The sequence below is a fragment of the Streptomyces sp. NPDC049879 genome (genome assembly GCF_044461265.1).
In the GTDB taxonomy this organism is placed as follows: domain Bacteria; phylum Actinomycetota; class Actinomycetes; order Streptomycetales; family Streptomycetaceae; genus Streptomyces.
In genome coordinates, this window is the sequence record NZ_JBITKT010000003.1 from 85,954 (window position 1) to 110,917 (window position 24,964).

Annotated in this window: 26 protein-coding genes; 12 read left to right on the forward strand and 14 right to left on the reverse strand. The window is 75.8% G+C overall.

Annotation, left to right across the window (positions count from 1 at the left end; all coding sequences use genetic code 11):
- The first annotated feature begins 91 nt into the window (after positions 1-91).
- Entirely contained in the window at positions 92-1,468 is a 1,377-nt protein-coding gene (locus ACIBPC_RS11480; protein WP_398843173.1) for a dipeptidase, read from the forward strand.
- A 283-nt stretch (positions 1,469-1,751) separates the two neighbouring features.
- On the opposite strand, the gene ACIBPC_RS11485 is transcribed toward ACIBPC_RS11480, so the two are convergent.
- The 8 genes from ACIBPC_RS11485 to ACIBPC_RS11520 all read right to left on the reverse strand — a co-directional run bounded on the left by ACIBPC_RS11485 (position 1,752) and on the right by ACIBPC_RS11520 (position 8,997).
- On the reverse strand, positions 1,752-2,336 hold the full coding sequence (locus tag ACIBPC_RS11485; protein WP_398843175.1) for a hypothetical protein: 585 nt from the start codon (positions 2,334-2,336) through the stop codon (positions 1,752-1,754).
- 134 nt (positions 2,337-2,470) lie between these two features.
- Positions 2,471-3,139, reverse strand: coding sequence for a class F sortase (locus ACIBPC_RS11490; RefSeq protein WP_362959261.1), 669 nt, complete (start codon positions 3,137-3,139; stop codon positions 2,471-2,473).
- A 95-nt stretch (positions 3,140-3,234) separates the two neighbouring features.
- The gene (locus ACIBPC_RS11495) at positions 3,235-4,257 is read right to left on the reverse strand and encodes an NUDIX domain-containing protein (RefSeq protein WP_362959258.1); all 1,023 of its coding nucleotides are present in this window, start codon (positions 4,255-4,257) and stop codon (positions 3,235-3,237) included.
- A 27-nt stretch (positions 4,258-4,284) separates the two neighbouring features.
- Positions 4,285-5,247, reverse strand: coding sequence for an ROK family protein (locus ACIBPC_RS11500; RefSeq protein WP_398843178.1), 963 nt, complete (start codon positions 5,245-5,247; stop codon positions 4,285-4,287).
- Positions 5,244-6,584: a DUF6986 family protein gene (locus tag ACIBPC_RS11505; RefSeq protein ID WP_398843180.1), complete on the reverse strand. Its 1,341-nt coding sequence runs from the start codon at positions 6,582-6,584 to the stop codon at positions 5,244-5,246. Before ACIBPC_RS11505 ends, ACIBPC_RS11500 begins: the two co-directional genes overlap by 4 nt.
- A 79-nt stretch (positions 6,585-6,663) precedes the next feature.
- A complete protein-coding gene (locus ACIBPC_RS11510; protein ID WP_362959250.1) occupies positions 6,664-7,626 on the reverse strand; it encodes an electron transfer flavoprotein subunit alpha/FixB family protein in 963 nt (320 codons plus the stop codon).
- A gap of 86 nt (positions 7,627-7,712) precedes the next feature.
- Positions 7,713-8,498, reverse strand: coding sequence for an electron transfer flavoprotein subunit beta/FixA family protein (locus ACIBPC_RS11515; RefSeq protein ID WP_362959248.1), 786 nt, complete (start codon positions 8,496-8,498; stop codon positions 7,713-7,715).
- A 175-nt stretch (positions 8,499-8,673) separates the two neighbouring features.
- Positions 8,674-8,997 carry a TlpA family protein disulfide reductase gene (locus ACIBPC_RS11520; protein WP_398843183.1) on the reverse strand — a complete coding sequence of 108 codons (324 nt, stop codon included), beginning with the start codon at positions 8,995-8,997 and terminating at the stop codon, positions 8,674-8,676.
- 258 nt (positions 8,998-9,255) lie between these two features.
- Here ACIBPC_RS11520 and ACIBPC_RS11525 point away from each other — a divergent pair, with 258 nt between their 5' ends.
- Complete coding sequence (locus ACIBPC_RS11525; protein WP_362959242.1) at positions 9,256-9,972, forward strand: lysophospholipid acyltransferase family protein; 717 nt, start codon at positions 9,256-9,258, stop codon at positions 9,970-9,972.
- Positions 9,973-10,000: 28 nt separating this feature from the next.
- Here ACIBPC_RS11525 and ACIBPC_RS11530 read toward each other — a convergent pair whose 3' ends face one another.
- Genes ACIBPC_RS11530 through ACIBPC_RS11540 form a run of 3 tightly spaced genes read right to left on the reverse strand, consistent with a single transcriptional unit; the run spans position 10,001 to position 13,307 of the window.
- On the reverse strand, positions 10,001-11,080 hold the full coding sequence (locus ACIBPC_RS11530; RefSeq protein WP_362959239.1) for a low specificity L-threonine aldolase: 1,080 nt from the start codon (positions 11,078-11,080) through the stop codon (positions 10,001-10,003).
- Positions 11,059-11,835 (reverse strand): SDR family NAD(P)-dependent oxidoreductase, encoded by a 777-nt coding sequence (locus tag ACIBPC_RS11535; RefSeq protein WP_398844340.1) that lies wholly within the window; start codon positions 11,833-11,835, stop codon positions 11,059-11,061. The genes ACIBPC_RS11530 and ACIBPC_RS11535 overlap by 22 nt, the downstream gene beginning before the upstream one ends.
- Before the next feature lie 50 nt (positions 11,836-11,885).
- Entirely contained in the window at positions 11,886-13,307 is a 1,422-nt protein-coding gene (locus tag ACIBPC_RS11540) for a DUF6421 family protein (RefSeq protein WP_398843186.1), read from the reverse strand.
- 129 nt (positions 13,308-13,436) lie between these two features.
- Between ACIBPC_RS11540 and ACIBPC_RS11545 the strand changes: the two genes are divergently transcribed.
- On the forward strand, positions 13,437-14,120 hold the full coding sequence (locus tag ACIBPC_RS11545; protein WP_398843188.1) for a glycerophosphodiester phosphodiesterase: 684 nt from the start codon (positions 13,437-13,439) through the stop codon (positions 14,118-14,120).
- Here ACIBPC_RS11545 and ACIBPC_RS11550 read toward each other — a convergent pair.
- Entirely contained in the window at positions 14,104-14,658 is a 555-nt protein-coding gene (locus ACIBPC_RS11550) for a GNAT family N-acetyltransferase (RefSeq protein ID WP_398843190.1), read from the reverse strand. The genes ACIBPC_RS11545 and ACIBPC_RS11550 overlap by 17 nt on opposite strands.
- Before the next feature lie 116 nt (positions 14,659-14,774).
- Between ACIBPC_RS11550 and ACIBPC_RS11555 the strand changes: the two genes are divergently transcribed.
- The 4 genes from ACIBPC_RS11555 (at position 14,775) to ACIBPC_RS11570 (ending at position 17,927) form a co-directional block, all read left to right on the forward strand.
- Positions 14,775-15,314 carry a DUF5134 domain-containing protein gene (locus ACIBPC_RS11555; RefSeq protein ID WP_398843193.1) on the forward strand — a complete coding sequence of 180 codons (540 nt, stop codon included), beginning with the start codon at positions 14,775-14,777 and terminating at the stop codon, positions 15,312-15,314.
- Positions 15,315-15,461: 147 nt separating this feature from the next.
- Positions 15,462-16,403, forward strand: coding sequence for a M56 family metallopeptidase (locus tag ACIBPC_RS11560; RefSeq protein ID WP_398843196.1), 942 nt, complete (start codon positions 15,462-15,464; stop codon positions 16,401-16,403).
- On the forward strand, positions 16,396-17,121 hold the full coding sequence (locus tag ACIBPC_RS11565; protein ID WP_398843199.1) for an HAD family hydrolase: 726 nt from the start codon (positions 16,396-16,398) through the stop codon (positions 17,119-17,121). Before ACIBPC_RS11560 ends, ACIBPC_RS11565 begins: the two co-directional genes overlap by 8 nt.
- 155 nt (positions 17,122-17,276) lie before the next feature.
- Positions 17,277-17,927 carry a TetR/AcrR family transcriptional regulator gene (locus ACIBPC_RS11570; protein ID WP_362959219.1) on the forward strand — a complete coding sequence of 217 codons (651 nt, stop codon included), beginning with the start codon at positions 17,277-17,279 and terminating at the stop codon, positions 17,925-17,927.
- A 3-nt stretch (positions 17,928-17,930) separates the two neighbouring features.
- Here ACIBPC_RS11570 and ACIBPC_RS11575 read toward each other — a convergent pair whose 3' ends face one another.
- Complete coding sequence (locus ACIBPC_RS11575) at positions 17,931-19,379, reverse strand: LVIVD repeat-containing protein (protein ID WP_398843202.1); 1,449 nt, start codon at positions 19,377-19,379, stop codon at positions 17,931-17,933.
- Between the two features lie 145 nt (positions 19,380-19,524).
- Here ACIBPC_RS11575 and ACIBPC_RS11580 point away from each other — a divergent pair, with 145 nt between their 5' ends.
- Positions 19,525-20,214 carry a DUF305 domain-containing protein gene (locus tag ACIBPC_RS11580; RefSeq protein ID WP_398843205.1) on the forward strand — a complete coding sequence of 230 codons (690 nt, stop codon included), beginning with the start codon at positions 19,525-19,527 and terminating at the stop codon, positions 20,212-20,214.
- 15 nt (positions 20,215-20,229) lie between these two features.
- Here the strand turns inward: ACIBPC_RS11580 and ACIBPC_RS11585 are convergent, their stop codons facing one another.
- On the reverse strand, positions 20,230-20,613 hold the full coding sequence (locus ACIBPC_RS11585; protein WP_398843207.1) for an ArsR/SmtB family transcription factor: 384 nt from the start codon (positions 20,611-20,613) through the stop codon (positions 20,230-20,232).
- A 99-nt stretch (positions 20,614-20,712) separates the two neighbouring features.
- Between ACIBPC_RS11585 and ACIBPC_RS11590 the strand changes: the two genes are divergently transcribed.
- From ACIBPC_RS11590 to ACIBPC_RS11605, 4 genes are all read left to right on the forward strand, one after another.
- Positions 20,713-21,795: an NADH:flavin oxidoreductase/NADH oxidase gene (locus ACIBPC_RS11590; protein WP_398843209.1), complete on the forward strand. Its 1,083-nt coding sequence runs from the start codon at positions 20,713-20,715 to the stop codon at positions 21,793-21,795.
- Between the two features lie 50 nt (positions 21,796-21,845).
- Positions 21,846-22,523, forward strand: a complete 678-nt coding sequence (locus ACIBPC_RS11595; RefSeq protein WP_362959205.1) for a uracil-DNA glycosylase — start codon at positions 21,846-21,848, stop codon at positions 22,521-22,523.
- Positions 22,520-23,563 (forward strand): BadF/BadG/BcrA/BcrD ATPase family protein, encoded by a 1,044-nt coding sequence (locus tag ACIBPC_RS11600; RefSeq protein ID WP_398843212.1) that lies wholly within the window; start codon positions 22,520-22,522, stop codon positions 23,561-23,563. Before ACIBPC_RS11595 ends, ACIBPC_RS11600 begins: the two co-directional genes overlap by 4 nt.
- A 125-nt stretch (positions 23,564-23,688) precedes the next feature.
- Entirely contained in the window at positions 23,689-24,597 is a 909-nt protein-coding gene (locus tag ACIBPC_RS11605) for a hypothetical protein (RefSeq protein ID WP_398843215.1), read from the forward strand.
- The last annotated feature ends 367 nt before the right edge of the window (positions 24,598-24,964 follow it).

Here is a 24,964-nt window from a genome sequence, read left to right on the forward strand (position 1 = left end):
CTGTGGGATCATCGGACGCATTCCCGTTCGAAGGCACGCGCTGTCCTGCCGATCGCCGTGGCCGCCGGCGTGCCCGCACAAGGAGCGTCTCATGGAGCACAGTGCCCAGCATGCCGCGATCGCTGCCGCCGTCGCCGCGCTGATGCCGCAGGCCAAGGAGGAGTTGGCGGAGCTGGTGGCCTACCGGTCGGTCGCCGACCCGGCGCAGTTCCCGGCGAGCGAGTGCCTCGGCGCGGCCGAGTGGATCGCCGCCGCGCTGCGGGCCGAGGGGTTCGGGGACGTGGCACTGCTGGAGACGCCGGACGGCACGTCGTCCGTCTACGGTCACCTGCCCGGCCCCGCGGGTGCGCCGACCGTGCTGCTGTACGCGCACTACGACGTGCAGCCGCCGCTCGACGAGGCCGCGTGGACCACTCCCCCGTTCCAGCTCACCGAGCGCGACGGGCGCTGGTACGGGCGCGGCGCCGCCGACTGCAAGGGCGGTGTCCTGATGCACCTGCTGGCGCTGCGGGCGCTGCGCGCGGACGGCGGCGTGCCGGTGGGCGTGAAGGTGATCGTCGAGGGGTCGGAGGAGCAGGGGACCGGCGGCCTGGAGCGGTACGCCGAGAAGCACCCGGACCTGCTGGCGGCCGACGCGATCGTGGTCGGCGACACGGGCAACTTCCGCGTCGGCGTCCCCACCGTGACGGCGATGCTGCGCGGCATGGCCATGGTGCGCGTCCGCGTGGACACGCTGGCGGGCAACCTGCACTCCGGCGCGTTCGGCGGCGCCGCGCCCGACGCGCTGGCGGCGCTGATCCGGATGCTGGACTCGCTGCGCGCCGAGGACGGTTCGACGACCGTCGACGGGCTGGCCGCCGACGCGGTGTGGGAGGGCACGCAGTATCCGGAGGAGACGTTCCGCGCGGACGCCAAGGTGCTCGACGGGGTGCGGCTGACCGGCTCGGGCACGGTGGCCGACCGCGTGTGGGCGCGGCCCGCCGTGACGGTGCTGGGCATCGACTGCCCGCCGGTCGTCGGCGCGACGCCGTCCGTGCAGGCGCGCGCCGAGGCGCTGGTGAGCCTGCGGGTGCCGCCGGGCGTGGCGGCGGGTGCGGCGAGCGAGCTGCTGGCCGCGCACCTCACGTCCCGCGCGCCGTGGGGCGCGCGGGTGGAGGTGCGGCCGACCGGTGAGGGCGAGGCGTTCAGCGCGGACACCACCAGCCCCGCCTACGCGTCGATGGCCGCCGCGATGCGCGAGGCGTACGACGGGGCGGAGATGGCGGTGGTGGGGCAGGGCGGCTCGATCCCGCTGACGAGCACGCTGCGCGGCCTCTACCCGGACGCGGAGATCCTGCTGACCGGGCTGAGCGACCCCGCCGCGCAGATCCACGCGGTGGACGAGAGCGTGTCCCCGGCGGAGCTGGAGCGGATGGCGGTGGCGGAGGCGCTGTTCCTCCAGCGGTACGCGGTGAGCGCCGCCGTCTGACGCGAGGTGCGGGACCGGCGGCCAGGGCCCGTGCGCACGCGGGGGTGTCCGGCCGCCGGGCCGGGAGCGGCGTGAGCGGGGCGGCCCCCGCCGGGGGCCAGGCTGGGGTCTGTCCGGCGGATCCTGCCCGTCTCACGACGCCCGGCGTGAGGGGGGACCTCCCGCGCATTTCGGGCCTGGGGGAACCTCGCCGCGTTGCCGCATCGCGCGCGTACGGCCGGGCATGAGCTGCGATCCGGCGCCTTGCGATGCACCGGCCGCGACAGGACCCGCCGGGCGGACCCTAGTGGCCGCGACCGGTCCTGCCCCGGAAGGCGAACGCGGCGCCCGCCGCCGCCAGCGCGGTCACGCCCGCCCCCGCCAGCAGGACGAGGGTGCCGCTCCCGTCGCCGCCGCCCGGCTGCGTGCCGCCGACACCGGCCTGGGCGCCGCGCGTCGGGAGGGTCGTGGCGCTGGTGGTCGCCGTGGGGGTGGGCGTGGCGGACGCGCTCGCGGTGGCGGTCGGCGACGCCGACGCCGAGGCGATGGTCAGGGTGGCGGTGCCCGTCTCCGTACCGCAGGTGAACACCACGTCGTACTGCGCGCCGACGCGGGCGTCGGAGTCGACCGCCGTACGGGCCGTCTGGGTCTGGCCCGCCGCGCCGAGGCTGACGCGGTCGAAGACGGCCGACTCGGCGTAGGCGCCGGAGCCGGTGCAGCCGGTGACGGTCAGGGTGACCGTGCCGCCGGGCCGGACGCTCGCCGGGGAGACGCTGAAGCCGAACGCGGTGGCCTGCGCGGGTATCGGCGCCGCGGTCGCGGGCGCGGCGGCGCCCAGCAGGATCGCTCCGAGACCGGCGCCGGCCAGGGCGGTACGCAGTGTGCTCATCGGATGGCTCCCTCTGTCGGGGTCTGTCGGGGCCTGTGGGGGTGGGGCCGCCCCGCACCGCGACCCTAGGCCGACAGAAGCACCCGTACCCGCCGGAGTGTGACAAACGGGTTGTTTCGCGGGGCCATTCGGGGTCAGGTCGCGTCCGACATGCGTGCGAAGACCACGACGTTCCCCGTGTAGCCGCTGTCCTCGTCGAAGCCGCCGCCGCAGGTGAGCAGGCGCAGTTCGGCCTGGCCCGTGGCGCGGAAGACGTGCGCGGGGAGGTCGGCCTTGTCGTAGACGGCGATGTCGTAGACCGTGAAGCCCACGGCGCGGCCGTCCTCGCGGACGACCTCGACGCGGTCGCCCGGGTTCAGCGCGCCGAGCCCGTAGAAGACGGCGGGGCCCGCCGCGTTGTCCACGTGGCCGACGACGACCGCCGTCCCGTCCGCGCCGGGCGCCGCGCCGTCCCGGTACCAGCCGGCGAGGCCGGGGACGTCCTCGGGCGGCGACTCGATCCAGCCGTCCGGTTCGAGCCCCACGGGCGTCAGGGGCGCGTCGACGCCGATCGCCGGGACGGACACCCAGGTCGGCACGGCGGGCGGCAGCGGCTCCAGCACCGCGCCGGGTACGTCGGCGCCGCGCCCGGCGGCGCCGGACGGCTGGGGCGGCGGGCCGGCCGCCGCTCCCCCGCCGCCGCCGGGGGCCAGCACGAGGGAGACGCCGAGGACGAGCGCGGCGCCCGTGGTGCCGAGGACGGCGTGGACGGTCCAGCCGCGCCGTTCGTCGGCGGGGTCCGGTACGTACTCCGGTATGCGCATCGCGGTCACCGCTCACGGAAGGGGGCCTTCCCCGGTCCGGGGCCATCACCGGCCACGCTAGATCGGGACCCGGCGCTCCGCGATCCGGCGGCGCGTCAGACGCCGACCGGCACGCCCGCCTGGAGGTTGAGCGCGCGGCCCTCGGCGCGGGCCCGCAGCGCCCAGCGCAGCCGGGCGAACCGGCCGGGCGACAGCATCCGTTCGGCCTCGTCCTCGGCCGCGAACCGCCAGCCGCGCAGTTCCTCGCCCGGCAGCAGCAGGTCGCCCACCCTGTCGGCGTCGAGCCTGCCGCCGTCGAACAGCAGCCGCAGCCCGCCGAACCGGGGCGGCCGGGGCGGTTCCCAGTCGACGACGAGCAGCGGCGGTTCCTGCGCGAGGTGCAGCCCCAGCTCCTCGGCGACCTCGCGGACGGCGGCGCGGGCCGGGGGCTCCCCCGGCTCCACGACGCCGCCGGGGAACTCCCAGCCGGGCTTGTAGGTCGGGTCGACCAGCAGGACGCGGTCCTGGTCGTCGAAGAAGAGCACCCCGGCCGCCAGGGTCTCGGCGCGGGGCGGCGGCGTCTGCACGATGGGGCACATGCCGTCGCCGCGGCCGACGGCCTCGGCGAGGCGTTCGGCGGTCTCCCGGGGGGTGAGTCCGGAGGTGTCGAGGCGGTGGGTGTCCCCCGCGAGCCAGGACAGGGCCGCCGTGTAGCCGGGCAGCAGGCCGAGGCGGCGGCTGCGGGCCGCCTCGCCGTCCACGGCGGCGCACTGGTCGATCCGGGCGCGCAGGAACGTTTCCTCCGCGTCGAGCAGGAAGTGCTGCACGGCGATCCTGCGGGTGGCGAGGCCGCCGAAGATCTCGTCGCGGTACTCCTGGCGCAGGAGCGTCATCGGGGTGACGAGGGGGCCGGGCAGCTCCGCGAGCAGGGCCACCGCCGTGTCCACCACGAGGCGGCGCCACGCCGGGAGGTCCTGCACGTCGTCCACCTCGGCGAGCCGCTGCTTGGGCAGCAGGGCGCGCAGCCCCTCGCCGACCACGGCGGGGTCGAACAGCGTGCTCCCCGGCAGCAGGTGGACCAGCTCCGCCGCCGCCGCGGTCTTGCCCGCGCCGGAGGCGCCGTTCAGCCAGATGATCACGTGGCCCCCTCCTTCGTGCCCCTGGAATCAGTTGCCCACTTGGGCCCGCTCCGAAAACGTGTCCGAGTGCCAGCAGGCCGCGGCGGCGCCGACCAGACCCGCGTCCGTGCCGAGCTGAGCGGGGACGACCTCCAGGTTCCGGACGAACGGGAGGGTCGCGTACGCGGACAGCGCCCGGCGCAGCGGGGCGAACAGGATGTCCCCCGCCTGGCTGACGCCGCCGCCGATGACCACGGTCTCGATCTCGATCAGCGTGGCGGTCGCGGCGATGCCGGCGGCGAGGGCGCGCGCCGACCGCTCGTACGCCTCCAGGGCGATCACGTCGCCCCTGGCCGCCGCCGCCGCGACGCCCGCCGCCGTGACGTCGCCGTCCGGGTCGTCGGGGCGCCAGCCGGAGGCGTAGGCGTAGCGGGCGATGTTGGTGCCGCTGGCGATGCGTTCGACGCAGCCGCGCCCGCCGCAGGGGCACAGCTCGCCGTCGAAGTCGACGCTGATGTGGCCGATGTGCCCGGCGTTGCCGCTCGGGCCGGGGCGGAGCCTGCCGTCGAGGATGAGGCCGCCGCCGACGCCGGTCGAGACGACCATGCACAGCACGTTGCTCCGGCCGCGCGCGGCGCCGCGCCAGTGCTCGCCCGCGCCGATGGCGACGCCGTCGCCGACGAGGGTCACGGGCAGCGGCCCCGCGACCGCGGTGATGCTGTCGACGAGGGGGAAGTCGCGCCAGGCGGGGATGTTCACCGGGCTGACGGTGCCGGTGCGGGCGTCCACGGGCCCGGCGCTGCCGACGCCGACGGCGGCGACGCGCGGCCACAGTTCGTGCGCGGTCAGCGCGGTGACCACCTCGGTGAGGGAGCCCTGGACGCTCCCGGCCGACTCCCCGGCCCTGGTCGGGCGCTGGACGCGGTGGAGCAGTTCCCCGGTCCCGTCCACGAGCGCGCCGGCGATTTTCGTACCGCCGATGTCCACGGCGGCGACAAGATCAGTGGTCATGACCAGGAAGCCTGGTCCGTCGTGCCCTGAGTTGTCCAGTCCGGTGGTGGTGAGGTGCGCGACGCGCGGCCCGCGAGGGCGTGCAGGTGGGTGCGGTCGAGCCCGGAGGCGGCCGTCACCTCGGCGGTGTCGAGGGCGCCGCAGTCGAGGCCGCGCAGGAGGAAGCCGCTGAGCGCGCGGGCGGTCGCGGGTTCGTCGAGGACGCCGCCGGAGCCGTCCGCGCCCCCGGCCCAGGCCGCCAGGCGGGCGGCGGCGTCGGGCAGCCCCTCGCGGTAGAAGGCGTAGACGGCGGCGTAGCGGGTGGGGAGGTGGCCCGGGTGCATGTCCCAGCCCTGGTGGTAGGCGCGGGCGAGGGCGCGGCGTACGAGGTCGTGGTGCAGGCGCCAGGCGTGGTGCACGCGGTCGGTGGGACCGACCGGGAGGACGTTGGTGGAGCCGTCGCTGAGCCGTACGCCGGTGCCCGCCGCGGCGGCCTGCATGACGGCCTTGGCGTGGTCGGCGGCGGGGTGGTCGGCGGACTGGTGGGCGGCGCTGACCTGGCAGGCGGCGCTGTAGTCGAACGTGCCGTAGTGCAGGCCGGTGACGCGGCCCCCCGCGGCGTCGATCATGCGGGCGACCGTGGCGCGGCCGTCCGCGCCGAGCACGGCCTGGGTGGTCTCGATCTGGATCTCGAAGCGCAGGCGGCCCGCGGGCAGTCCTGCCGCCTCCTCGAAGCGTGCGCACAGCCCGGCCATGGCGGCGGCCTGCTCGGCGTACGAGGTCTTGGGCAGCGTCAGGCACAGTCCGGCGGGCAGCGGTCCCGCTTCGAGGAGCGTGGTGAGGAAGATGTCGAGGGTGCGGACGCCGCGGTCGCGGACCGGCGCCTCCATGCTCTTGAGGCGGATCCCGGCGTACGGCGGGGCGCTGCCGTCGGCGACGGCGCGGGCCAGCAGCCGGGCGGCGCGGGCGGCGTCGGCGTCCTCCTCGGCGTCGGGCCGGTGGCCGTAGCCGTCCTCGAAGTCGATGCGCAGGTCCTCGACGGGCTCGCGGGCGAGCTTGGCGCGGACCCGTTCGTGCACGGGCGCGGCGAGGTGGTCCGGCAGGCCGAGGACGGCGGCGAACGCGGCGGCGCCAGGGGCGTGCCGGTCGAGCAGGGCGAGTGCCTCGTCGCCCCAGGCGCGGGGGGTGTCGGGGGCGTACCGGTCGGCGGGGACGTAGACGGTGTGGACCGGCTGGCGGGTGCCGGGGTCGCCCGGGTAGCGGCGGGCGAGGTCGGCGTCGACCGCGGCGAGTTCGGCCGCGAGGGCGGCGGGCACGGACGGCGGCAGGGTGGTCGCGACACGTTCGGGCTGCGGCATGCGGCTTCGCTCCCGTTCGGCGGGCAGGGGTGCGCCGGACGGGCCCGTCCACGCTGACGGGCCCGTCCGGTGGCCTCGGTCAGCCCTTGCGGGCCTTGACCTCCTCGGTCAGCGCGGGGACGACCTCGAACAGGTCGCCCACCACGCCGTAGTCCACCAGCTCGAAGATCGGCGCCTCGGCGTCCTTGTTCACGGCGACGATGGTCTTCGAGGTCTGCATGCCGGCCCGGTGCTGGATCGCGCCGGAGATGCCCGCGGCGACGTACAGCTGCGGGGAGACCGTCTTGCCGGTCTGGCCGACCTGGTGCGAGTGCGGGTACCAGCCGGCGTCCACGGCGGCGCGGGAGGCGCCGACGGCGGCGCCGAGCGCGTCGGCGAGCGCCTCGACCACGGCGAAGTTCTCCTTGCCGCCCACGCCGCGGCCGCCGGAGACGACGATGGCGGCCTCGGACAGCTCGGGGCGGCCGCTGGCCTCGCGCGGGGTGCGGGAGACGACGGAGGTGCCGGTGGCGAGCGGGCCGAACGTGACGGCGAGTTCCTCGACGGTCCCGGCGGCCGGGGCGGGCTCGGGGGCCGCGGAGTTGGGCTTGACGGTGATGACCGGCGTGCCCTTCGTGACGCGGGAGGCCGTGCTGTAGGCGGCGGCGAACGCGGACTGGGTGGTGACCGGGCCCTCGTCGCCCGGCTCGATGTCCACGGCGTCGGTGATGAGGCCGGAGCCGGTGCGCAGGGCGAGCCGGGCGGCGATCTCCTTGCCCTCGGCGGACGAGGCGACGAGTACGGCGGCCGGGGACACGGCGTCGTACGCGGCCTGGAGCGCGTCCACCTTCGGCACGAGGTGGTAGTCGGCGAACTCGGGCGCGTCGGCGGCGAGTACGCGCGTCGCGCCGTGCTCGGCGAGGACGGGCGCGGCGGTGTCGGCGCCGGGGCCGAGGTGGACGGCGACGGGGTCGCCGAGGCGGCGGGCGAGGGTGAGGAGTTCGAGCGTGGGCTTGCGGACGGTGCCGTCCTGGTGGTCGACGAGGACGAGGACTTCGGTCATGGGTATCGGTCACTTCCTGGAATCGAGGGGGCCCTGAAGCGAGGGGGCCCGGGTCGTGCGGGCCGGTGGGCGGGGCGGGCGCGTGCTCAGACGAACTTGCGCTCGGCGAGGAAGGCGGCGAGCTTCTTGCCGCCCTCACCCTCGTCGGTGACGATCTCGCCCGCCGTGCGCGCCGGGCGCTCGGTGGCCGACAGCACGGTGGTCCACGCGCCGCCGAGGCCGACCTGCTCCGCCTCGATGTCCAGGTCCTCCAGGTCGAGCGTCTCGACCGGCTTCTTCTTGGCCGCCATGATCCCCTTGAAGGACGGGTAGCGGACCTCGCCCGACTGGTCGGTGACGGAGACGACGGCGGGCAGCGGCGCCTGGAGGCGCTCGGTGGCCGCGTCGCCGTCGCGGCGGCCGGTGACCTTGCCGTCGGCGACGGAGAGTTCGGACAGCAGCGTCACCTGCGGGACCTGGAGGCGCTCGGCGAGGAGCGCGGGCAGGACGCCCATGCCGCCGTCCGTGGAGGCCATGCCGCAGAGCACCAGGTCGTACCCGATGTGCTCGGCGGCCTTGGCGAGGACGAGCGAGGTGCCGATGACGTCGGTGCCGTGCAGGTCGTCGTCCTCGATGTGGACGGCCTTGTCGGCACCCATCGACAGGGCCTTGCGCAGCGCGTCGGTGGCGTCCTCGGGGCCCGCGGTGACGACGGTGACCTCCGCGTCGTCCGCCTCCTCCGCGATCCGGAGCGCCTGCTCGACGGCGTACTCGTCCAGCTCCGAGAGCAGTCCGTCCACGGACTCCCGGTCGGTGGTCAGGTCCTCGGCGAAGGACCGGTCACCGGTGGCGTCGGGCACGTACTTCACACAGACAACGATCCTCAGACTCACGCCGGCTCCTCCTGCTTTCGATCCGCACTTCCGGTCCGCGTACCCGGTCCGCGATCGAGGCACCGCGAAGATCGGCCCGGATTGTTACTCGCCAGTACATACAAGGGTACGCCCCGCGCGCAAGCATGCCGCACTGTGACGTGGCTCTCCGGGCACGCCCCGGGGCCCGGCCGCGTCAGCCGGGTATCGCCGCGCCGAGGGCGGCGATGACGTCCGCCCTGCGCGGCTGCCCCGCGGCGCGGCGCACGACGCGGCCCCCGGCGTCGAGGACGAGGACGGTGGGGGTGGCGGTCACCCCGAGGCCGCGGACGAGCGCGAGGTGGGACTCGGCGTCGACCTCGGCGTGGACGACCCCGTCCACCATGGCGGCCACCTCGCCGAGCACCCGGCGGGTGGCATGGCAGGGGCGGCAGAAGGCGGAGGAGAACTGGACGAGGGTCGCGCGGCGGCCGAGGCCGTCCAGGCCGAGGTCCGCCGCGGTGAGCCGCTGTCCGTCCATGGCCGTCCTCCTGTCGCCGTGCCGTCGTCGCTGTCCTGCCCGCGCGGCGCCGGGGTCATTCGGGGAACGGGCGGCGGGGCGGGCGCGTTCCTCCCCTGGTCAAGCGCGTCCGCCGGGCGTTCATTCCCGGTTCCGGGGCGGCGGCGGGCCCTGTCCCGGCGGGAGGGCTGGTGCTCCGGGCGGCTTTCGGGCACGATCCTGCGGTGCCGCAAGTTACGGTTGCGTAGGTCCACCGCATGGAAGAAGGGCACCCCCCGCATGGCAGAGTTCGTGTACCCGCCGGTCATCGCCGTCGCGCGGACCATGTTCAAGGCACTGGACCTGCGCCTCGACGTGGACGGCAGCGACCACGTACCGCGCCGGGGCGGCGCCGTGCTGGTGAGCAACCACATCGGCTACCTCGACTTCGTCTTCGCCGGTTTCGCGGCGCGGCCGGCGAAGCGGCTCGTGCGCTTCATGGCGAAGGAGTCGGTGTTCCGCCACCGCGTCTCCGGGCCGCTGATGCGCGGCATGAAGCACATACCCGTGGACCGGGCGCAGGGCGAAGGGGCGTTCGACCAGGCGGTGAAGGCGCTGCGGGACGGGCAGATCGTGGGGGTCTTCCCCGAGGCGACGATCTCGCCGTCGTTCACGCTGCAGAAGTTCAAGTCGGGCGCGGCGCGCATGGCGCAGGAGGCCGGTGTGCCGCTGCTGCCGATGGCGCTGTGGGGGACGCAGCGGCTGTGGACCAAGGGCCGCAAGCGGGACTTCGGGCGGAACCACTTCCCGGTGACGATCCGCGTCGGCGAGCCGATCGAGGCGGACTCCGAGGAGTACGCGATGCGCCTCACGCGGCGGCTGCGGGAGCGCATGGAGGAGCTGCTCGACGCGGCGCAGCGCGCGTATCCGGCCAAGCCGAGCGGGCCGGAGGACACCTGGTGGCTCCCGGCGCACCTGGGCGGGAGCGCGCCGCCCCCGGCGCGCGCCGCCGGGTGACGGCGGGGCCGGGGACGGGGGCGGCCCCTCAGCGGGCCAGCTCCTCCCCGAGGGCGGCGAGGAAGCCGTCGACGTCCTCCTCCGTGGTGTCGAAGGAGCAGACCCAGCGGACGTGGCCCGCCGGTTCGTCCCAGAAGTAGAAGCGGTACCGCTTCATGAGCCGCTCGGCCGCGTCGTGGGGCATCCGCGCGAACACGGCGTTGGCCTCGGCCGCCTGGAGGACCTCCACGCCGTCCACCGCGCGGGCGCCCTCGGCGAGCCGGGCGGCCATGGCGTTGGCGCGGGCCGCGGAGCGCAGCCACAGGTCGCCCGCGAGCAGCGCCTCGAACTGCACGGAGACAAAGCGCATCTTGGACGCGAGCTGCATCGACAGCTTGCGCAGGTGCGGCATGGCGCGCACGGCGTCCGGGGTGAGGACGACGACGGCCTCGCCGAAGAGGAGGCCGTTCTTGGTGCCGCCGAAGGAGAGGACGTCCACGCCCGCGTCGGTGGTCAGGGCGGCGAGCGGGACGCCGAGGGAGGCGGCGGCGTTGGCGAGGCGCGCGCCGTCCATGTGGACGGTGAGGCCGCGCTCGTGCGCGGCGTCGGTGACGGCGCGGATCTCGTCGGGCGTGTAGACGGTGCCCAGTTCGGTGGACTGGGTGAGCGAGACGACCTGCGGCATCGCCCGGTGCTCGTCGTCGAAGCCCCACGCCTCGCGGGCGACCAGGTCCGGCGTGAGCTTGCCGTCGGGCGCGGGGACGGTGAGGAGCTTGAGGCCGCCGACGCGTTCGGGGGCGCCGCACTCGTCCGTGTTGATGTGGGCGCCGGCGGGTGCGATCACGGCGCCCCAGCGGTCGGTCACCGCCTGGAGCGCGACGACGTTGGCGCCCGTCCCGTTGAACACGGGGAAGACCTCGGCGCGCGGCCCGAAGTGGCGGCGGAAGACGTCCTGGAGGTGGGCGGTGTAGTCGTCGGCGCCGTACGCGGGCTGGTGGCCGCCGTTGGCGAGGGCGAGCGCGGCGAGGACCTCGGGGTGGACACCCGCGTAGTTGTCGCTGGCGAAGCCGCGCCGCTCCGGGTCGTGGTGGCGGCGGGCGTCGGTCGTCACGGTCGGGGGGTGAGCCACTGGCGGGTTCCGTTCACGTCGGGGGTGGGCTTCGACCACTGCGCGGTGAGGGCGTCGGCGAGGTCGGTGACATGCGTGTGGCCGGGGAACGCGCGGTCCGGGCGCTCGGCGCGCATCGCGTCCGTCAGCAGCGCCTTGACGACGAGGACGGTCGCCGCCGCCGGGGGCGGGCCGTCCTGCGGCGCCGCCCGGCGGAAGCTGTCGGCGAGGGCGAGGGTCCACGCCTCGGCGGCGGCCTTCGCGGCGGCGTAGGCGGCGTTGCCCGCGGTGGGGTGGGTGGCGCCCGCGGCGCTGACGAGGACGAAGCGGCCGTTGCCCGAGCGGACGAGGGGCTCCTCGAAGGCGAGGGAGGTGTGCTGGACGGTGCGGATCAGCAGGCCGTGCAGGAGGTCCCAGTCGGCGAGGTCGGTCTGCCCGAACGTCCGGGAGCCGCGCCAGCCGCCGACGAGGTGGACCAGGCCGTCGATCCGGCCGTGCTCGCGTTCGGCGCGCTCCGCCCAGTCGCGGGTCGCGGCGGGGTCGAGGAGGTCGACGACCGTGTGGGTCACGCGGGCGTCCGGCCGTGCCTCGCGGGCGCCGTGCACCGCGTCGGCGAGCCGTACGGCGTCCGCGTCGGCGGCGGCGACGGTGGCCCCCGCGGCGGCCAGCGCCCGCAGGGCCGCCGCTCCGGCGGGGCCGCCCGCGCCCGCCACGGCGACGACGGTCCCGCCGAGGGGTCCCGCCTGCTCCTCGCCGTCCTGCCTGGTCACGTCCATGATCGCCGCCTTCCCGTCCGCGTCCATGATGCCGTGCGTGTCCGAGGGCGTCACGCCGCCTGTGCCTCCTGGGCCTGCGCGGTGATGCCGCGGGTGGACTCGACGACGCCGCGCAGCTTCTTGGCCAGGGCCTCGTAGAAGAGGCTGAGGGGGAACTCGTCGGGCAGCACGGCGTCCACCAGCTTGCGCGGCGGCAGGGTGAGGTCGAGCGCGTCGGGGCCCTTGGCCCAGGTGGAGCCCGGGTGCGGCGCGAGGTAGGTGGACACCAGCTCGTACGCCTTCAGCCAGTGGACGAGCTTGGGGCGGTCGATGCCGAGGCGGTAGAGCGTCTCGATCTCCTCGCGCAGCCGCGCGGTGACCTCGCGGGCGCGGTCCCAGTCGATGGACAGGCGGTTGTCCGTCCAGCGCAGCGCGTCGTGCCGGTGGAGGTAGGCGAAGAGCAGCTGGCCGCCGAGCCCGTCGTAGTTGCGGACGCGGGCGCCGGTGACCGGGAAGCGGAAGATGCGGTCGAGGATGACGGCGTACTGGACGTCGCGGCCCTGCGGGCGGCCCTCGGCGGCGAGCCGGTCGGCCTCGTGGAAGGCGGTGAGGTCGCAGCGCAGCTCCTCCAGGCCGTACATCCAGAACGGCTGGCGCTGTTTGATCATGAACGGGTCGAACGGCAGGTCGCCGTGGCTGTGCGTGCGGTCGTGGACCATGTCCCACAGGACGAAGGTCTCCTGGCACCGCTGCTGGTCGGTGAGCAGGCCCTCGGCCTCCTCCGGCAGCCGCAGGCCGGTGACGTCGCGGGCCGCCCCGGCGACGCGGCGGAAGCGGGCGGCCTCGCGGTCGCAGAAGATGCCGCCCCAGGTGAAGCGTTCCGGCGCCTCGCGCACGGCGATGGTCTCGGGGAAGAGGACGGCGGAGTTGGTGTCGTACCCGGCCGTGAAGTCCTCGAAGGTGATGCCGAGGAACAGCGGGTTGTCGTAGCGGGTGCGCTCCAGCTCGGCCAGCCAGCCGGGCCAGACGACGCGCAGGACGAGCGCCTCCAGGTTGCGGTCCGGGTTGCCGTTCTGCGTGTACATGGGGAAGACGACGAGGTGCTGGCGCCCGTCCGTGCGGTCGGCCGCCGGGTGGAAGGCGAGCAGGGAGTCGAGGAAGTCGGGGACGCCGAAGCCGTCGCCGGCCCAGCGCCGCAGGTCGGCGGCGAGGGCGCGGTGGTAGGCCGCGTCGTGCGGCAGCAGGGGGGACAGCTCGTCGAGCGCCGCGACGATCCGGCCGGTGAGCGCGGCGGCCTCCGCGCGGGTGGGGGCGCCGTCGGCGGAGAAGTCGACGGAGCCGTCCTTCGCCTGGGCGGGGCGCAGCTCCTCGACCGCGCGCTTCAGGACGGTCCAGGCGGGGTGGTCCACCACACGGCCGGACCCCTCGCCGGCGGCCCGGGGGACCGCCGTCCTGCCGCCGCCCGAGGCGATCGACGCCAAGTTTTCCGCCATGACCCACCCTCCACAGAAGATTTTTCGGTATGGCCTCACGGTATCCGGAGGGGATCGCCCGTTCAACCGGTGTGTCGCGGCGTTCCCCCGGCGGCCGGGCGCGCGCGGGCGCCGGTCTACGCTGGCCGCATGCCGCTGCTGACCGTCGGACACCGGGGCCTGATGGCCGTCGAGCCGGAGAACACGCTGCGTTCCTTCCGCCGCGCCGAGGAGGCGGGCGTGGACGAGGTCGAGCTGGACGTGCACCTGAGCAAGGACGGCGCGCTGGTCGTGATGCACGACGCCGCCGTGGACCGCACCACGGACGGCACGGGGCTGATCGCCGACCTGACGCTCGCGGAGCTGCGGGCCCTGGACGCGGGCGGCGGCGAGCGGGTCCCCGTCTTCGCCGAGGCGGCGGGCGCGGTCGCGGGGCCGATCCAGGCGGAGATCAAGGACGCGGCGGCGGCGCGGGTGCTGGCGGGCGAGATCGAGCGGCTGCGGCTGTGCGGCAGGATCACCGTCATCTCGTTCCACGACGCGGCGCTGCGCGAGACGCGCGCGCTGCTGCCGGACGTGCCGCTGGCCCTGGTGACGGGGCGCTCCACGCCCGGCGCGCCCGAGCGGGCGGTGGAGATCGGCGCCTCGATGATCTCCTGCGAGCTGGCCCACCTGGACACCGGCGTGGTGGCGCGGGCGCACGCGGCGGGGCTGCGCGTCATCAGCTGGACGGTGAACACCCCCGCCGACCTGGCGCGCGTGCGGGAGCTGGGGCTCGACGGCGTGGTGACGGACACGCCGGAGATCGTGCGGGCGGTCAGTCCAGCGGCTTGACCAGCAGCTCGAACTCCAGGTCGGCGCGCAGCGGCAGGCCGAAGCGCTCGTCGCCGTAGGGGAACGGGCTGGTGCGGCCGGTGCGGACGTAGCCCCGCCGCTCGTACCACGCGATGAGGTCGTCGCGGACCGAGATCACCTGCATCTCCATGCGCCCGGCGCCCCAGTCGGCCGCCGCCCTGCGCTCCGCCTCGGCGAGCACGGCCCGGCCGAGCCCGGCGCCCTGGAGGCCCGGCCTGACGGCGAACATGCCGAAGTACGCGGCGGCCGCCTCCCCCGGGCCGCCCGCCGCGCGGCGCTGGATGTGGCAGCAGGCGGTGAGCGCGCCGCCCTCCTCCACGGCCAGCACGAGGCTGTCCGGGTCGCGCAGGATCTCCCGCACGCCCTCGGGGTCGGTGCGCTGCCCTTCGAGGATGTCCGCCTCCGTGGTCCAGCCGGCGCGGCTCGCGTCGCCCCGGTAGGCGGACTCGACGAGGACCACGAGCGCGGGGACGTCGGACTCGGTGGCGTCGCGGAAGGTCAGTGGGCGTGTCGTCATGTCCCGGATGGTAACGGCCGTGCTCCCCCGCGCCCCCGTGCGCTGTGCGGGCCGTCCTCCCGCACGGGGGAGGTACCGGGCGGGCGACGGGGCTCGGCGGCGCGGGAGGTGCGGCGGTGCATGGACCGGTGCTGGTCGGCTGGCTGCTGGTGGCGCTGTGCGGCGGCACGGGCGCGTACTGCCTGCTGCGGCTGCACGGGACGGCCGGGGCGGCGCGGCGCTCGGCGGGCGTGGAGGGGGCGATGGGTGTGGTGATGGCGGTGATGGCCCTGCCGGGGCTGCCCGCGTCCGCCGCCGTGGCGCTCGCCCTGGGGGCGGTCTCGGGCGGCGTCGCGCTGTGGGCGGGCGTGCCGGGGCCGTCGGCCCCGCCCCACCGGGCGCATCACGTGGCGGAGGGCGCGGCGATGGCGTACATGGCGGTCGCCATGGCCGCGGGCGGCGGGCACGGCGGGGCGCACGGCCCCTCGGGGGTGCCCGCGCTGACGGGCGGGCTGCTGCTCTACTTCGGCCTGTACGCGCTGCGCTGCGGGCCGCTGCTGGTACCGGCGCGGGCGGGTGGCGGCGGGCACAGGCCCGCGGTGGCGGAGCCCGAGCTGTCGGCGGCCTGCCGGGGCGCGCTCGCGGCGGGGATGTTCGTGATGCTGCTGTCGCTGTGAGCGGCCGGCGGGGGCGGGCCGGTGCGGGGCGAGGCGCCGGATCGCCCTGGTATCGGGCGTACTTGGGCGCTTCGGCGGCACCGCGGAGTGCCGTGCCGCCCGTGGCGGCGGGGCACGCGTCGACCGGCGTGGCACTAGGCTGGCGGTATGGGGATCGCCATCGCGCTGTTGGTGCTGGGCGCGCTCACCGCGGCGACGGCGCCGCGCCTGCTGGCCCGCTGGTCGTGGCCCGACCGGGAACCGGTGCTCGCGCTGTGGGTGTGGCAGTGCGTCGTCGCGGCCGTGCTGATGTGCTGCGTGCTGGCCATGGCGCTGTCGGCGGCCGCTGCCTGGCACGCGGTGCGCGGGCAGGTGTTCGCGCCGGCCCCGGCGGGCGTCATCGACGCGTACGCCCTGCACTCGGAGGACCGCTGGTGGGCCGCCGTGACGGCCGTGCTGCTGGCGGCGGGGGGCGCGTGGACCGCCGTCATGCTGACCCGCGAGGTGCGGCTGGCGCGGCTGCGCCGCCGCCGGGCGCGGGCGGAGCTGCTGGAGCGGTCCCCCACCCTGCCGGGCGAGGAAGCGGAGCCCGGCGACCGGCTGGTGGTGCTGGAGGACGACAGACCCGACGCGTGGCTGCTGCCGGGGACGCCGCTGCGGCTGGTCATCACCTCGGGGGCGCTGCGGCGGCTGAAGGGGCGGCAGCTCGACGCCGTCGTCGCCCATGAGCAGGGCCATTTGCGGGCCAGGCACCACTGGCTGCTGAACTGCGCGGGGGCGCTGGCGAACGGCTTCCCGCGGGTGCCGGTCTTCGCCGCGTTCGAGCAGCAGGTGCACCGGCTGGTGGAGCTGGCCGCCGACGACGTGGCGTCGCGCCGCTTCGGGCGGCTGACGACGGCGCTCGCGCTCGTCGGGCTGAACGAGGACCGGGGCGCCTTCGCGCCGACCTCGCACCACGCGCACGTGCCGCACCGGGTGCACCGGCTGCTGAGCCCGGCGGGACGGCTGCCCGTGTCGCGCAGGGCGCGGCTGACGGCGGTGGCGACGCTGCTGCCGTTCGTGCCGCTGGTGGTCGCCTTCTTCCCGGGACTGCGGGCGCTGGGTGGGTGACGCGGCGGCGGAGGCCGTCCTCTTCGACTTCTCCGGGACGCTGATGCGCGTCGAGCCGGCCGCCTCGTGGCTGCGCGCGGGGCTCGAACGGGTCGGCGTCCGCCTGCCCGCCGGGGAGACCGGGCGGCTGGCGGCGGCGCTGGACGCGGCGGGCGCGCTGCCCGGCGGGCGGGCGCCGGACGTGGTGCCGCCCGGGCTGGCCGGGCTGTGGGCGGTGCGGGACCGCGACGCGGACAGCCACCGTGCGGTGTACACGGCGCTCGCGCGGCGCGTTCCCCTGCCGCAGCCGCAGACGGGCCCGGACGTGTACGACGTGCTGTACGACCGGCACAGGGAACCGGCGGCGTGGCAGCCGTACCCGGACGCGTCGGATGTGCTGCGCGGGCTGCGGGAACGGGGCGTGCCGGTCGCGGTCGTCAGCAACATCGGGTGGGATGTGCGCCCGGTGTTCCGCGCCCATGGGCTGGACGAATTCGTGGACGCCTATGTGCTGTCCTTCGAGCACGGCGTGCAGAAACCGGCACCGGGGATCTTCGCCATGGCGTGCGACGCGCTGGGGGTGCCGCCCGTGCGGGCGCTGATGGTGGGCGACGACAGGCGGGCCGACGGCGGGGCTGCGGCGCTCGGGTGCGCCGTTCATTTCGTCGAGCATCTGCCCGTGGAACGGCGGCCGGACGGGCTGCGGCCGGTGCTGTCGCCGGCGCGCGGCGGCCGGTGAGGACGCGGGCCGTGCGGCGGCCGTACGGGGACGGCGGTATCGGGCGGTCCCCCGCGCCGCCCGATACCGCACACCGGAGCACCCCCCGCCGGTCGAGCGGAGGTCCGGTTGCCCGCTGAGTATATTGACTGTGAGCCAGTCAACGGGAGTCCAGCATGTCGCCTCGACGCGCATCGGTCAATGAAGAAATGCGTCGGCGCTCGCGGGAGCGGCTGCTCCAGGCGACGGTCGACCTGGTCTCCGAACGCGGCTACGAGGCCACGACCTTGGGAGACATCGCCGAACGCGCCGGTTCGGCGCGCGGCCTGATCTCGTACTACTTCTCCGGGAAACACCAGCTGCTCCAGTCCGCCGTCCACCGGATGATGCATCTGACGCTCGACGAGGCGCTCGGCCGGGAACCCGAGCCGTCGGGGCCCTCCGAGGGGCGCGAACGGCTGGCGCGCGCCGTCGACGCGATCCTGGGGCTGGCGCAGAGCCGCCCGGTGCTGATGCGGGCGCACATGGCGGGGCTGCTGCAGCAGACGGGCTTCATCCAGTGCGTGGAGCAGCAGCGGCTCGCGTTCCTGCTCCGGGACACGGTGGAGCGCTACGGGTCGGCGGACGCGGAGACCGACTACCGGCTGCTGCGCGCGCTGTTGATGGGCGCGGTGGTCGCCCAGCTGCTGCCCGGGGCGCCGATGCCGCTGGCGCGGCTGCGGGCCGAACTGTTCACGCGGTACGGGCTGGACTGGGAGATGGGCGCCCCGCCGGGCGGCAAGCCGTCCGGCGGGGCGCAGGAGCCGTACCTGCTGCCGCAGCGGTAGGGGTCAGCGGTACTGCGGCTGTGACTGGGCGTTCAGCTCGTCGATCCGTACGCGGGCGGCGCTGTCGGTGCGCCGGTCGTCGATGCGGAGGACGTCGAGGCCCGCCTGGTCGTTGGAGTAGATGTAGCCGTTGTAGTAGTAGGCGGACCAGGAGCCGCCGAAGGACAGGACGTCGTCGGTGATCGGGCCGCGTTCGAAGTAGCCGATCTCCACGGGGCGCCGCGAGTTGGTGAAGTCCCAGACGGAGACGCCGCCCTGGTACCACGCCTGGACCATGATGTCGCGCCCGCGGACGGGGATCAGGGACCCGTTGTGCGCGACGCAGTTCTCGGTGTCGGCCTGGTGGCGGGGGATCTTGAAGTAGCTCTGGAACTCCAGGCGCCGGTGGTCGCCGCGCCCGGTGACGTGGTAGATGCCGTCGGCGCCGAACTCGTCGCCCGTCGCCTCGTTGCACATCGCGCCGCCACCGCCGCCGAGTTCGTCGGTGAAGACGACCTTGCGGCCGTCCTGGCTGAACGTGGCGGAGTGCCAGAACGCGAAGTGCTCGGCGTCCTCGACCTGGTCGATGACCTCGGGGCGCGCCCGGTCGGAGATGTCGAACAGGACGCCGTCGCCCATGCAGGCGCCGGCGGCGAGGTCGAGCGCCGGGTAGGCGGTGATGTCGTGGCAGCCGGTGGTGGCGGAGCTGTTGGAGTCACCGGGGAAGCCGCCGTCGGGGAAGACGACCTCGAAGCTGGTCAGCGCCGCGCGCTCCGGGTGGCTGCGCGGGACCCGGACGACGGAGATGCCGTCGTGCGGGGGCTGGCAGTCGGGGAACGCCGCGTTGGGCGAGTAGGAGGAGACGTACACCCACACGTCGCGGCGCTCCGGGACGATGGTGTGGGTGTGGGAGCCGCAGGAGGTCTCGACGGAGGCGACGTACTCCGGGTTGCGCACGTCGCTGATGTCGAAGACGCGGATGCCCTCCCAGGCGGCCTTCTCGGTCGCGGGGAGCGCCGTGCTGGAGCACGAGTCGTCGCTGCGCGAGGAGTCGACCGACAGGAACAGCAGGTCGCCCGAGACGGAGATGTCGTTCTGGGCTCCCGGGCACAGGACCTGGCTGACGATGCGCGGCGACGAGGGGCGGCGGATGTCGTAGACGACGAAGCCGTCGTAGTTGCCGGCGAAGGCGTAGTCGTCCTGGAACGCGATGTCGGAGTTGGTGCCGGTGAGGGCGGCGCTCCGCGGGATGTTGGCCAGCGGCGTGATGTTGTCGCTGTGCGCGATCTCGCCGACGCCGGGGATCTCGGCGCTCCCGGCGGCGGCCTCGGTCGCGGCCCGCTCCGGGGTGTCCCCGGGGCCGGGGACGGCGGCGGCCGGGCCGGCGAGGCAGAGGGCGGCGAGCAGGCCGGCCAGGGCCGCCGTCACGCCGAGTCGTCTGCGGGGCACGGGGTGCCTGCGCAACGTGGTCACGCGTCCTCCCTGTCATCCGCCCGGTGGCCGGGCGGAATTGATCGGAACAGATCTGGAAAGAAAGAGATCCTCCGATACCTGCCCATCGCATGTACATATCAAAAGGGTCGCCGGAACCGGCAACACCCCGTTCACAGGAGGACCGTTGACGCAGCGCCGCACCACCAGGATCCGGATCGCCGCCCTGTCCGCCGCCGCGCTGGCACTCGCGGTCACCGCCGCCTGCTCCGGCGGCTCGCCGGACGGCGGCGGCTCCGCCGGGGGCTCGGGCGAGGGGGGCACCCCGGGCGTCATCGCGCCGGAGGGACCGGGCGACCCGGCGCGGACGCTCTCGCCCGAGGAGGCGCGGTCGGAGGCCGAGGAGGGCACCGAGCCGAACGCGGCGGACTTCGCGTTCATGCGCATGATGCCCGTCCACCACCAGCAGGCCCTCGACATGGCGGCGCTGGCGGCGGAGAACGCGCAGGACGAGGCGGTACGGCGGATAGCCGCGCGCGTCGAGGCGGCGCAGGGCCCCGAGATCGACGTGATGAACGCCTGGGTGACGCGGAACGCGGGCACCGGCGCGGACGACGGCAGCGGCGGGGACGACGCGCACGCGGATCACGCCATGCCCGGGATGGCCGGGGAGGAGGAGCTGGCGGAGCTGGCGGCGGCGCGCGGTGCGGAGTTCGACGCGCTCTTCCTCGACCTGATGGTCGCGCACCACGAGGGCGCGGTGGCGATGGCGACCGATCTGCTGTCGGCGGGCAACGACGTGGAGGTCGCCCAGCTGGCCACCGACATGATCGCCGACCAGTCGGTGGAGATCGACCGGATGCGCGGCCTCGGCTGAGCGGGGCGGCGGGGGTCAGGCGGTCGCGGCGCCCTGCCGTCCGCGTTCGCCCTCGCGGGCGGCGGCGGTGAGGACCGCGTCGAGCAGGCCGGGGAAGAGGCCGGCCAGCTCGGCGCGGCGCAGCTCGTTGAGCTTGGCCGTGCCGCGGTAGCACTGGCGGATCACGCCGCTCTCGCGCAGCACGCGGAAGTGGTGCGTGGCGGTGGACTTGGTGACCGGCACGGGCAGCGCGGAGCACGGCAGGGCCTCGCCGGGGTCCGCCGCCAGCGCGGCGACGATGGCGAGCCGCACCGGGTCGGCGAGGGCGTGGAGCACCTGGTCGAGCCGGATGGCGTCGCCCGGCGGATGGGGGAGGTCCCGTCCGGTCGTCGCGGTGCCGGCGCCGGGGGAGGTCGTCATGCGGCCAAGTGTACGAGGGCCGGGGCGGCTGCCCGCCAGGTAGTACGATAGATGTCGTACAAGCCCGCGCTCCCGCTCCCTCTTCCGGAGGAACGCCGCATGACCACGCTGTTCGAGCCCCTCACCCTGCGCTCGCTGACCCTTCCCAACCGCGTGTGGATGGCCCCCATGTGCCAGTACTCGTCGCCCGCGTCGGGCGAGGACGCGGGCGTGGCGACCGACTGGCACCACACCCACTACGCGACCCGGGCGGTCGGCGGCAGCGGCCTCGTCCTCACGGAGGCGACGGCGGTCAGCGCCGAGGGCCGGATCAGCCCGTACGACCTGGGGCTGTGGAACGGGCGGCAGACCGAGGCCCTGCGCCGCGTCACCCGCGCGATCACGGAGCACGGCGCGGTCCCCGGGATCCAGCTCGCGCACGCGGGGCGCAAGGCGTCCACGGGACGCCCCTGGGACGGCGGCGGGCCGCTGCGGCAGGACGAGGGCGGCTGGCCGGTCGTCGGGCCGAGCCCCGTGCCGTTCGCCGAGGGGCACCTCCTGCCCGAGGAGCTGACCACCGGCCGCATGGGCGAGATCGCGCAGCAGTTCGCGGACGCCGCGCGCCGCGCGCTGGACGCGGGCTTCCGCGTCGCGGAGGTGCACGGCGCGCACGGGTACCTGCTGGCGCAGTTCCTCTCCCCCGTGAGCAACCGCCGCACCGACGCGTACGGCGGCGACTACGCGGGCCGCACCCGTTTCCCGCTGGAGGTCGTGGACGCCGTGCGCGCGGTGTGGCCCGACGAACTGCCGCTGTTCTTCCGGATCTCCGCGACCGAGTGGCTGGAGGAGGGCGGCTGGACGCCGGACGACACCGTGCGGTTCGCGGCCGACCTGCTCGCACACGGCGTGGACCTGCTCGACGTCTCGACGGGCGGCAACGTGCCCGGCGTCGCCGTCCCGTCGGACCCGGGCTACCAGGTGCCGTTCGCGGCGCGCGTGCGGGCCGAGACCGACATGCCCGTGGCCGCCGTCGGGCTCATCACCGAACCGGCGCAGGCCGCGAAGATCCTCGCCGCGGGCGAGGCCGACGCGGTGCTGCTCGGCCGCCAGCTGCTGCGCGACCCGTACTGGCCGCTGCGCGCCGCCCGCGAGCTGGGGCACACGGGCGAGGTGCTGCCGCTCCAGTACCGCAGGGCGGCCTGACGGGCGGCCGGGAGGACGGGGCACGTGCTGCGCCAGTAGGGTGACCGACCGTGGCAGCACGACCCTTGAACGAGATCCTCGAGCCTGGCTGGGCCACGGCTCTCACCCCGGTGGCCGACCGCATCGCCGCCATGGGGGACTTCCTGCGCGCGGAGATCGCGGCCGGGCGCACATACCTCCCGGCCGGGGCGAACGTCCTGCGCGCCTTCCAGCAACCCTTCGACGAGGTACGGGTCCTGATCGTCGGTCAGGACCCGTACCCCACACCGGGGCACGCGGTGGGGCTGAGCTTCTCGGTGGCGCCCGAGACCCGGCCCCTGCCCGGCTCCCTGGAGAACATCTTCCTCGAACTGCACCGCGACCTCGGCCTCCCCCGCCCCTCGACGGGCGACCTGACGCCCTGGACCGAGCAGGGCGTCCTCCTCCTCAACCGCGCCCTCACCACCGCCCCGAGGCGGCCGGGCGCGCACCGCGGCAAGGGCTGGGAGGAGGTCACCGAGCAGGCCATCCGGGCGCTCGTCGCGCGCGGCGGGCCGCTGGTCGCGATCCTGTGGGGGCGCGACGCCCGTAACCTGCGTCCCATGCTGGGCGCCGTACCGAGCGTGGAATCCGCGCACCCCTCCCCCATGTCCGCCGACCGCGGCTTCTTCGGCTCACGCCCCTTCAGCCGGGCGAACGCGCTGCTGGAGGAGCAGGGCGCGGCCGCCGTGGACTGGAAACTGCCGTGACCGCCGCGCCGCCCGGGGCGGGCACCTGGGTCGCCGGGGTGGACTCCGGCGGCTCCGGGCTCCGGGTGGCGCTCGCCCGCGTCGGCCCGGACGGCGCGCCCGTCCCGGCCGGTGAGCCGGTGACCGCGCCGCCGGTGCGCACCGGTGAGGCGGGGATCGACGCCGGGCACCTGCTCGACCTGCTGCTGCCCGCGCTCGGCGCGCTGCGCGCGGCCGCCGGTGCCGTGCCGCGGGTGGCCGCCGTGTGCGTGGGGGCGGCGGGGATGGCCACGCTGGGCGGTGAGCTGCGGGAACGGCTGCCGGGCGCGCTGCGGGACGCCGTGGGCGCCGCGGCAGTCGCGCTGGCGGCCGACGCCGTGACGGGCTACGCGGGCGCGGTCGGCGAACGGCCCGGCGCGGTCGTCGCGGCGGGCACCGGACTGATCGCCCTGGGCACGGACCTGACGGCCTGGCGGCGCGCGGACGGCTGGGGTCACCTCCTCGGCGACTGCGGCGGTGGCGCGTGGATCGGCCGGGCGGGTCTCGATGCGGCGCTGCGGGCGCACGACGGCAGGGACGGCGGCTCGGCGCCGCTGCTGGCGCGGGCCGAGGCCGTGTTCGGCCCGGCGGCGGGCCTGCCGGGGAGGCTGTACCCGCGGAGCGACCGGCCCGCCGTGCTCGCCTCCTTCGCGCCGGAGGTGGCGCGCTGCGCCGCCGCCGCGGCGCCCGATCCCGTCGCGCGCGGCATCCTGCGGGCGGCGGCGCGGGAGATCGCGGGAACGGCGGCTGCCGTCAGCCCGGCGGCGGACGGCGGCGGAAGCGAGAGCGAGGGTGGAGGCGGGGGTGAAGTCGCTCTGACGGGCGGGCTGCAGGGTCTCGGCGAGCCGCTTCTCGGGCCGCTGCGCGAGGAGTTGGCGCGCCGCCTGCCGGGCGCGGCGGTGCGGGAGGCGGCCGGGCAGCCGCTGGCGGGCGCCCTGCTGATCGCCGCGCGGCTCGCCGCGGGACGGCTGCGGCTGCCCCGCGACCCGGCGCTGCTCCGCGTCACCGGCGCGGGCCCGTGACCAGGGAGCGCGTAAACACGCCGCCGGGGACGCCCACACCGACGCGCGGGATATTTCCGGACAGAACTCCCCCGTGTCCCCCCGGAAGAACAGCCAAGCACATCAAGGCATTAACATGCGGCGGCATGAGCTCCCCCTCTGCGCCGTCCCACGGCCTTCCCGTACGCATGCCGCGTCCCCGACAGTCCGGACGCCACCGCCGGCCGGAGCCCGTGTCCGCGCCCGAGGACGCGCCCGCGCTGGTGCTCGCCGTGCCCGGCGGGCCGTCGGCGGAGGCCCGTTCCCTCGCGGACGAGGTGCTGAGCATCGCGCGCTCGGAGCTGCCGGGCCTGGACGCCAGGCTGGGCTTCACCGAGGGCGGGGCCGCCGGTGAGGGCGGCGCGGACGGCGAGGCCGGGGAGTTCCCCACGCTCGCCGGGGTCCTCTCGCGGGTGGCGGCGGAGCGCGGCGAGTCCGCCGAGCAGCAGCCGTCGGCGGTCGTGGTGCCGCTGCTCGCCGGGCCGGACGGCGCCCGGCTGCGCGTGCTGCGGCAGGAGGTGCTCGGCAGCGGCTCGGGAGCGGTGCTGACCGACGTGCTGGGACCGCACCCGCTGCTGGCCGAGGCCGTGCACGTGCGGCTGTCCGAGGCGGGGCTCGCGCGCGCCGACCGGGCGCGGCTGTTCACCGTCGCGACGGCGGCGGACGGCATCGTGCTCGCGACGGCGGGCGGTGACGAGGCGGTGCAGGCGGCCGGGATCACCGGCATGCTGCTGTCGGCGCGGCTGGCGGTGCCTGTGCTGGCCGCCGCGCTCGACCAGGAGGGCGCGGTCACGGAGACCGCGCGCAAGCTCACGGAGGCCGGGTCGCAGCAACTGGCGCTCGCGCCCTGCCTGATCGGCCCCGAGATCCCCGAGGGGCTGCTGGAGGCCGCCGCCGAGGAGGCCGGCTGCCCCACCGCGCAGCCGCTGGGCGCCTACCCGGCGATCGGCAGGCTGGTGCTGTCGGCCTACATGTCCGAGGTCGGGATCACGCCGCAGAGCGCCCAGACGCGCTGACCGGGGCGCCAGGCGCGGCCCACGGGGCCGCGCCCGCGCTCCTCCCCCACCCCCAGGCTCCGCCGCGCCCCCGGGACGCCGCGGCTTCCGCAGGCGCGCTCCGGGGCGCCCTGGTGTGAGCGGCCGCGCATCGTCCGCATACCGCTCGCGCGGCACGGCGCGCACGCCGTACGCCCTCCCCGTGCCCGCGCAACGAGCGCCGCCGGGGTGGCACCCGCGCCGTCACCGCGCCCTTTCCCGGCCCTCCCCCGGCCGTCTCCCGGCTTTCTCCGCCCGTCCGGCGCCATACCGGACCGCGCCGCCGCGCCTTTCCTCCGGCGCGGCCTTTTCCCTTTCCCGGCGCGGCAGTTGCCGTCCGTCCCCTTTC

Bases quoted from the DNA above. Each gene is read 5' to 3' on its own strand.
- ACIBPC_RS11520 (WP_398843183.1), bottom strand. From the start codon at position 8,997: ATGGACGGACAGCGGCTCACCGCGGCGGACCTCGGCCTGGACGGCCTC.
- ACIBPC_RS11510 (WP_362959250.1), bottom strand. From the start codon at position 7,626: ATGACCGAAGTCCTCGTCCTCGTCGACCACCAGGACGGCACCGTCCGC.
- ACIBPC_RS11585 (WP_398843207.1), bottom strand. From the start codon at position 20,613: ATGACGACCTCCCCCGGCGCCGGCACCGCGACGACCGGACGGGACCTC.
- ACIBPC_RS11540 (WP_398843186.1), bottom strand. From the start codon at position 13,307: ATGGCGGAAAACTTGGCGTCGATCGCCTCGGGCGGCGGCAGGACGGCG.
- ACIBPC_RS11500 (WP_398843178.1), bottom strand. From the start codon at position 5,247: ATGACCACTGATCTTGTCGCCGCCGTGGACATCGGCGGTACGAAAATC.
- ACIBPC_RS11560 (WP_398843196.1), top strand. From the start codon at position 15,462: ATGGGGATCGCCATCGCGCTGTTGGTGCTGGGCGCGCTCACCGCGGCG.
- ACIBPC_RS11590 (WP_398843209.1), top strand. From the start codon at position 20,713: ATGACCACGCTGTTCGAGCCCCTCACCCTGCGCTCGCTGACCCTTCCC.
- ACIBPC_RS11570 (WP_362959219.1), top strand. From the start codon at position 17,277: ATGTCGCCTCGACGCGCATCGGTCAATGAAGAAATGCGTCGGCGCTCG.
- ACIBPC_RS11545 (WP_398843188.1), top strand. From the start codon at position 13,437: ATGCCGCTGCTGACCGTCGGACACCGGGGCCTGATGGCCGTCGAGCCG.
- ACIBPC_RS11605 (WP_398843215.1), top strand. From the start codon at position 23,689: ATGAGCTCCCCCTCTGCGCCGTCCCACGGCCTTCCCGTACGCATGCCG.
- ACIBPC_RS11550 (WP_398843190.1), bottom strand. From the start codon at position 14,658: ATGACGACACGCCCACTGACCTTCCGCGACGCCACCGAGTCCGACGTC.
- ACIBPC_RS11480 (WP_398843173.1), top strand. From the start codon at position 92: ATGGAGCACAGTGCCCAGCATGCCGCGATCGCTGCCGCCGTCGCCGCG.
- ACIBPC_RS11525 (WP_362959242.1), top strand. From the start codon at position 9,256: ATGGCAGAGTTCGTGTACCCGCCGGTCATCGCCGTCGCGCGGACCATG.
- ACIBPC_RS11485 (WP_398843175.1), bottom strand. From the start codon at position 2,336: ATGAGCACACTGCGTACCGCCCTGGCCGGCGCCGGTCTCGGAGCGATC.
- ACIBPC_RS11505 (WP_398843180.1), bottom strand. From the start codon at position 6,584: ATGCCGCAGCCCGAACGTGTCGCGACCACCCTGCCGCCGTCCGTGCCC.
- ACIBPC_RS11535 (WP_398844340.1), bottom strand. From the start codon at position 11,835: ATGGACGTGACCAGGCAGGACGGCGAGGAGCAGGCGGGACCCCTCGGC.
- ACIBPC_RS11490 (WP_362959261.1), bottom strand. From the start codon at position 3,139: ATGCGCATACCGGAGTACGTACCGGACCCCGCCGACGAACGGCGCGGC.